The sequence below is a fragment of the Bacillus sp. GMs2/2 genome (assembly GCF_050172095.1).
Taxonomy (GTDB): Bacteria; Bacillota; Bacilli; order Bacillales; family Bacillaceae_G; genus Bacillus_A; species Bacillus_A cereus.
Window position 1 is genome coordinate 1 of the sequence record NZ_JBNLYE010000246.1, and the last position, 6,137, is coordinate 6,137.

The window sequence follows — 6,137 nt, forward strand, 5'->3', positions numbered from 1 at the left end:
AGTATATAGATTCTACAAAATATTTTGATTGTGATACATTTACAGAATCTCTTATTTTATAATTAATGTCTTATTATTTTTTGGAGGGAATTCAATGAAAAAGTTTGTTTTGATATTTGGGCCACAAGCAGTTGGGAAAATGACAGTTGGACAAGAACTAGCAAAGATGACTGATTTAAAATTATTTCATAACCATATGACAATTGATTTATTGGAGCCATTGTATGGATTCTCTTCGGAAATGTGGCGATTAACCCATCTTTTCCGAAAGGAAATATTTCAATCATTTTCAAAGAGTGAACATTATGGAATGATTTTTACATACGTATGGGCGTTTAATGAAAAGAAAGATTGGGATGATGTTGAAAGTATATGTAATATTTTTCGTTCCCAAGGGGTTGATATTTATTTTGTTGAATTAGAAGCTGATGTAGAAGAAAGACTTCAACGAAATAAAACACCTCATCGACTTGAACATAAGCCAACGAAAAGAAAGATTGAACAATCTGAACAAAATTTATTAAGCACATTTGAAAATTTTAGATTAAATTCAAGAGAAGGAGAAATTACAGAGAAAAATTATATAAGGATCAATAATACGAATTTAAATGCTACAGAAGTAGCTGAAATTATAAAGAAAGAATTTCAACTATAGTTTTTTTAACAAATTGAACAGTTCGGATTTTATGAATATCGTATACATTTCTAATTAACATAACGTCCTATTATCGGTTGCAACAAAAAGGAGGATTCCTTACTCTCAGAAGGAATCCCTTTTTTTATTTTCTATCACTCGATTCATCTTTTTATACATTCCTATCCTGTGATGGGTTTTATGGTTCTCGTTTGTTACTGGATTAGCCAAAAAACGTTATAAAATTTTGTATACTCTTTACTTGTTTTTTCAAAAAAGCTGGCGGTATCCCCTCTTTAAGTTTATTAAAATACTTTCCACAATTTTTTCCGAAGCTATTACTTAAAATCACCTTTTATTACGATGCCCCCTCCCGCCTTCTCTCCAAAAAGGTAATACTCTCAATCACAACTTCAGTTCTATATATTCTCTTGCCTTGTTCATCATCGTAATTACTAGTCTGAATACGCCCTGTAATCCCAACGAGCGACCCCTTCTTACAATATTCAGCTACATTCTCAGCCGATTTGCGCCAAACGACACAATTAATAAAATCGACTTGTTGTTCACCTAAACTATTTCGAAATCCTCTATTCACCGCAACACATATTCGTGCATAAGCGACGCCTTGTTTTGTGTAGTATAATTCTGGCTCCTTTGTCAATCTACCGATTAATACAACTCGATTCATCATAAGTTATACCACCTCACATGTTTTTCTTCATTGTAAGGAGAAATGTTTGAATGGTAAAAAGCACAAAATGATATATCCGTAAGTAGAAAGTATTATTTTGGACCTTACAAAACAAAAAAAGAAACCATACATAGTTCAAACATGTATAGTTTCAAAATTTATTACACTTCAGTACAAGATATGTAATATCCTCCGCGAGCCATCTTTATTTCAGCACGGTACATTACATTTTCTAAGTAGAAAGTAATCGGTTTAACTTTACTCTCAAATTTTAGTCTTTCATTGCATTCAGTTGCATATCCTTCAATCGCTGAAGTAATAACTTTTGATGATGGATACGTTAAAGCTTCATCTAGTTCTATGAAAAAACTTTTAAAAAATAATTTTTTCATAATCCCCTTCTTCTCTTTCATCATATTCCATCTCCTTCACTTCAAGTTGCTATCATCCATATTATACCATACATTCAATATATCTTTGAAAATAAAAAAATCCTGCATTTTTCATGCAGGATTTTTTTATTAGTCATTTTTCGTAAAGTAAGAAACGAAACGAAGAATTTCTAAGTATAACCATACTAATGTAAGCATTAGTCCCATCGCAGTATACCACTCCATATATTTCGGAGCTTGACTACGTACACCATTTTCGATTAAATCGAAATCTAGTAATAAGTTTAATGCAGCAACTACAATAACAACTGCACTAATAATAATACCGATTGTACCACCTTGGTGAATGTATGGAACAGTTACACCAAACATATTTAGTAGGAATACGACTAAATACATAACCATAATTCCAAGTGTTGCTGCCATAACGCCTGTACGGAATTTATCCGTTACTTTTACTACGCGTGTTGCATATAACACTAACATTGCAAATAGAATTGAGATTGTTAGTAATACAGCATTTAAAACGATAGAATCGCCAAATTTCATTGTATAAACTGCTGAAATACTTCCTAACACAACCCCTTCTACCGCTGCATAGATTGGTGCACCAAAAGGTGAAATGCGCGGGAAGAACATAGACGCAAATGCGATGATTGCCGCAACGATTAAAGCACCAATTAATACTGGCATCTTCATCGTCCCCTGCATCATCTGTATGTATGAATAGACAGACGTTGCAAGTAGCAAGATAAGCATAATGAACGTTTTGCCTACTGTTCCGCCAATCGTCATCGCAGAAGCGCTTGCTCCCTCTTTACGGAATGCCTCTTTTTTCAACATTGGATTAGATGTTCTCATTTTTTCCCTCCTAAAATAGGTTCTACCAATAGTGTAAAGTTTTTCTCTTTACTTTTCAATATATGCAGCTTGTTTTTATTTTAATCCTTCAACGATGTCTGATAGTTCACTCCATCTTTCCATCTGTTTTTCTAGCTCTTCTTCTGTTTTCTGCTGTGCTTCAGATAATTCCTGTGCCTTTGTGAAGTCAGATCCAACTTTCGCAAGTTCTTCTCCAATTGACTCAATTTTCTCTTCAAGTTCGGCAATTGTATCTTCAATCGTTTCCCATTCACGCTGTTCATTGTATGAAAGTTTACGTTTACGTTGTTGTTTTGGAGCTTCTTCTACAACTTTTTTCTCTTTTTGAACTTCCGCTTTCTCCATAAGTTCTCTCGTTTTTTCCATTTCTAAATAATCTGTATAACTACCTAGGAATTCACGCACTTCGCCTCCGCCAGTAAAGATGAACAGTTCATCTACTACTTTATCTAAGAAGTAACGGTCATGCGATACAGTTAAAACGACACCTGGGAAATCTTCTAAATAATCTTCTAGTACTGTTAATGTTTGTGTATCTAGATCGTTTGTAGGTTCATCAAGTAAAAGTACGTTTGGTTCTCCCATTAAAATACGTAATAAATATAAACGTCTTCTTTCACCACCAGATAGTTTACCAAGTGGTGTACCATGTGAATGCGTCGGGAATAAGAAACGTTCTAACATTTGAGATGCACCAATTACTTTTCCATCTGTCGTATGAATAACTTCTGCAATCTCTTTAATGTATTCAATCATACGCTGATTTAAATTCATCTCTTCATTTTCTTGCGTATAATAAGCAACTTTTACAGTTTGTCCAACTTCAATTTCACCACTATCAGGAGATAACTTACCTGCAAGCATATTTAATAGCGAAGATTTCCCGCTTCCATTCGCTCCAATAATTCCGATGCGATCGCCTGGTTTCACAATATGATTAAAGTTGTTTAATACCGTTTTATCACCAAATTTTTTCGTTACATCTTTTAACTCAAGTACTTTTTTCCCAAGACGGCTACCGCTAAGTGCAATATCAACTGACTGTTTTGCAGCTGGTCCTTCTTGTGCCTTTAGCTCATCAAAACGCTGAATACGCGCCTTTTGTTTCGTAGAACGGGCTTTTGCACCACGACGAATCCAAGCAAGTTCACGACGATATAAATTTTGGCGTTTCGATTCTTGTGCCAATTCTTGCTCTTCACGAAGTGCTTTCGCTTCTAAAAATGTACTATAGTTTCCTTCGTAGCTATATAGTTTACCATTATCTAATTCAAAAATACGATTCGTCACACGATCTAAGAAATAACGATCATGGGTTACAAGTAATACCGAACCTGTATATCTCGCTAAATATTCTTCTAACCATTCAACTGTCTCATGGTCAAGATGGTTCGTAGGCTCGTCTAAAATTAATAGATCCGGTGTTTCAATAAAACATTGTGCCATTGCGATACGTTTTTTCTGTCCACCAGATAAATTCCCAACAATTGCAGTGAAGTCCGTAATTCCTAATTTCGTTAAAAGAGATTTCGCATTTGCATTTGCTTCCCATGCACTCATTGCATCCATACGTTGCTGCACTGCAAACAATTGTTCCTGTACTTTTTCATTACTTGGATCTTTTTCAATATTTAATAGTGCTTTTTCATAATCACGAAGAAGACGAATTAAAGGTGTATCACCATGGAACACTTGCTCTAATACTGTCAGTTTTTCATCAAACTCTGGTTGCTGTGATAAATAACTAATTGTATACCCACGTGAATGCGTCATATCACCTGTATCAGGAGTTTCTAATCCTGCAATAATTTTTAATAATGTCGATTTACCAGTTCCGTTTACACCAATAATTCCGACACGTTGTCCTTCTGTAATACTACATGATAATCCATCAAATAACGGCTTTTCTCCATATGATTTTGATAAGTTCTCCACAGTTAACATTTTCATATTTGTGCATTCCACTCTTTCATAAATTGTTCAATAAACTGTTCCATATAACGATGACGAATTTCAGCCTCTTGTTTTGCTGCATTCGTATTCATTAAATCTTTTAATTTCAAAAGTTTTTCATAAAAATGATTTAAAGATGGATCATTATTTTTTCTATACTCTTCTTTCGTCATTTCTTCACGCGGCGGAATAGTTGGGTCATACATTAATCTCCCTTTCGCCCCACCATATGCAAATGTACGAGCAATTCCTATTGCACCAAGAGCATCTAAACGATCCGCATCTTGAACAATTTTCCCTTCAAGTGACTCTACTGTGCCGCCATGGCCACCTTTATAAGACATATTGGCGATGATATGAAGAATATGTTTACTTTCCTCTTCTTCAACCCGTAGCTCTTCTAACCAATCAGAAACTTTTTTCATTCCTGCTTCTTCACTTTCATTTAGCTTTTCATCTGCCACATCGTGAAGTAATGCTGCCATTTCAATTATAAAACGATTTCCACCTTCTTGCTCAGATAAAGAAATCGCCATTTTATGTACACGTTCAATATGATACCAATCATGCCCACTCGCATCTTTTTCTAAAATATGTTTTACAAAAGTAATTGTTTTTTGAATTTTTTCTTGTTTTGTCATTTTATCTTCACCCAGTTACTTATTGTAACACGCCCGCATTTTTTCATCACATATTTTCTTGTCCGCCCATACACTAGGTGGTAGGCATCATCATGAAGGAGGAATAAACATGTTCTATAATAATCAACCGCCTTATCCAAGGCAACCATTGTATCCTCAACAACAAGAACAGAGATACACAGAACAATACGAAGAACAAGAGTTACAACAGCAAGAACCACAATATGACGAAAACCCATATGCAACAACGCAAAACCAAGAAACTGAATTTCAACAAAATCCATATGACACACGTCCAAATTATGAATATCCTCAAAATCCATATGCAGCACCACAAAATCAAGAACAGCGATATCCTCAAAATCCATATGTAATACCACAAAACCAAGAACAACAATATCAACAAAATCCATATGCAGCACCACAAAACCAAGAACAACAATATCAACAAAATCCATATGCAGCACCACAAAACCCATACACAACTCAACCACAACAACCGCAATACCAACAACAAATGTATCAACCAAACTACGACGCACGTGTCTCACCACCTAAACCACCAACAATAGATCCAACTCAACCACAAATCTTACCACCTGGACCAATTACTGAACCAACACAACAACAAATTCAACAAGTTGTCGGTACACAGTTTTTACCTTTCAAGAAACCCGTACTAGATTTCGTAAAACCATGGGTAGATTACGGTTTAAATGAAGCAAAACATACATCACATGAACACGCATTAACAGAAGTTGCTGCGATTATGTTTTTAGTTGGTAAAGGCTTCAATCCGACGATCGCACATTATATCGTTGAATCTTGGGAGAAGAATGAACAGTTTTAGAATTGTTTATTTGATAAAATATAAAAAACACAAAAGTGCCAAACCCCTTATACCACAAGGGTTTTGGCACTTTTTAATATCTAAAACAAAT

At 34.9% G+C, this 6,137-nt stretch carries 7 protein-coding genes; 2 read left to right on the forward strand and 5 right to left on the reverse strand.

Annotation, left to right across the window (positions count from 1 at the left end):
* The first annotated feature begins 94 nt into the window (after positions 1-94).
* Entirely contained in the window at positions 95-655 is a 561-nt protein-coding gene (locus ACQGS6_RS21335; protein ID WP_000714950.1) for an AAA family ATPase, read from the forward strand.
* A gap of 337 nt (positions 656-992) precedes the next feature.
* Here ACQGS6_RS21335 and ACQGS6_RS21340 read toward each other — a convergent pair whose 3' ends face one another.
* The 5 genes from ACQGS6_RS21340 to ACQGS6_RS21360 form a co-directional block, all read right to left on the reverse strand.
* Positions 993-1,328 (reverse strand): single-stranded DNA-binding protein, encoded by a 336-nt coding sequence (locus ACQGS6_RS21340; RefSeq protein WP_000982014.1) that lies wholly within the window; start codon positions 1,326-1,328, stop codon positions 993-995.
* A gap of 161 nt (positions 1,329-1,489) precedes the next feature.
* Positions 1,490-1,744 (reverse strand): DUF4318 domain-containing protein, encoded by a 255-nt coding sequence (locus ACQGS6_RS21345; RefSeq protein WP_044584409.1) that lies wholly within the window; start codon positions 1,742-1,744, stop codon positions 1,490-1,492.
* Between the two features lie 105 nt (positions 1,745-1,849).
* On the reverse strand, positions 1,850-2,581 hold the full coding sequence (locus ACQGS6_RS21350) for a Bax inhibitor-1/YccA family protein (protein WP_001260655.1): 732 nt from the start codon (positions 2,579-2,581) through the stop codon (positions 1,850-1,852).
* Between the two features lie 75 nt (positions 2,582-2,656).
* On the reverse strand, positions 2,657-4,552 hold the full coding sequence (locus ACQGS6_RS21355) for an ABC-F family ATP-binding cassette domain-containing protein (protein ID WP_044584408.1): 1,896 nt from the start codon (positions 4,550-4,552) through the stop codon (positions 2,657-2,659).
* Positions 4,549-5,196, reverse strand: a complete 648-nt coding sequence (locus tag ACQGS6_RS21360) for an HD domain-containing protein (protein ID WP_000165966.1) — start codon at positions 5,194-5,196, stop codon at positions 4,549-4,551. The genes ACQGS6_RS21355 and ACQGS6_RS21360 overlap by 4 nt, the downstream gene beginning before the upstream one ends.
* 109 nt (positions 5,197-5,305) lie before the next feature.
* Between ACQGS6_RS21360 and ACQGS6_RS21365 the strand changes: the two genes are divergently transcribed.
* Entirely contained in the window at positions 5,306-6,046 is a 741-nt protein-coding gene (locus tag ACQGS6_RS21365; RefSeq protein ID WP_016090131.1) for a hypothetical protein, read from the forward strand.
* Positions 6,047-6,137 lie beyond the last annotated feature (91 nt).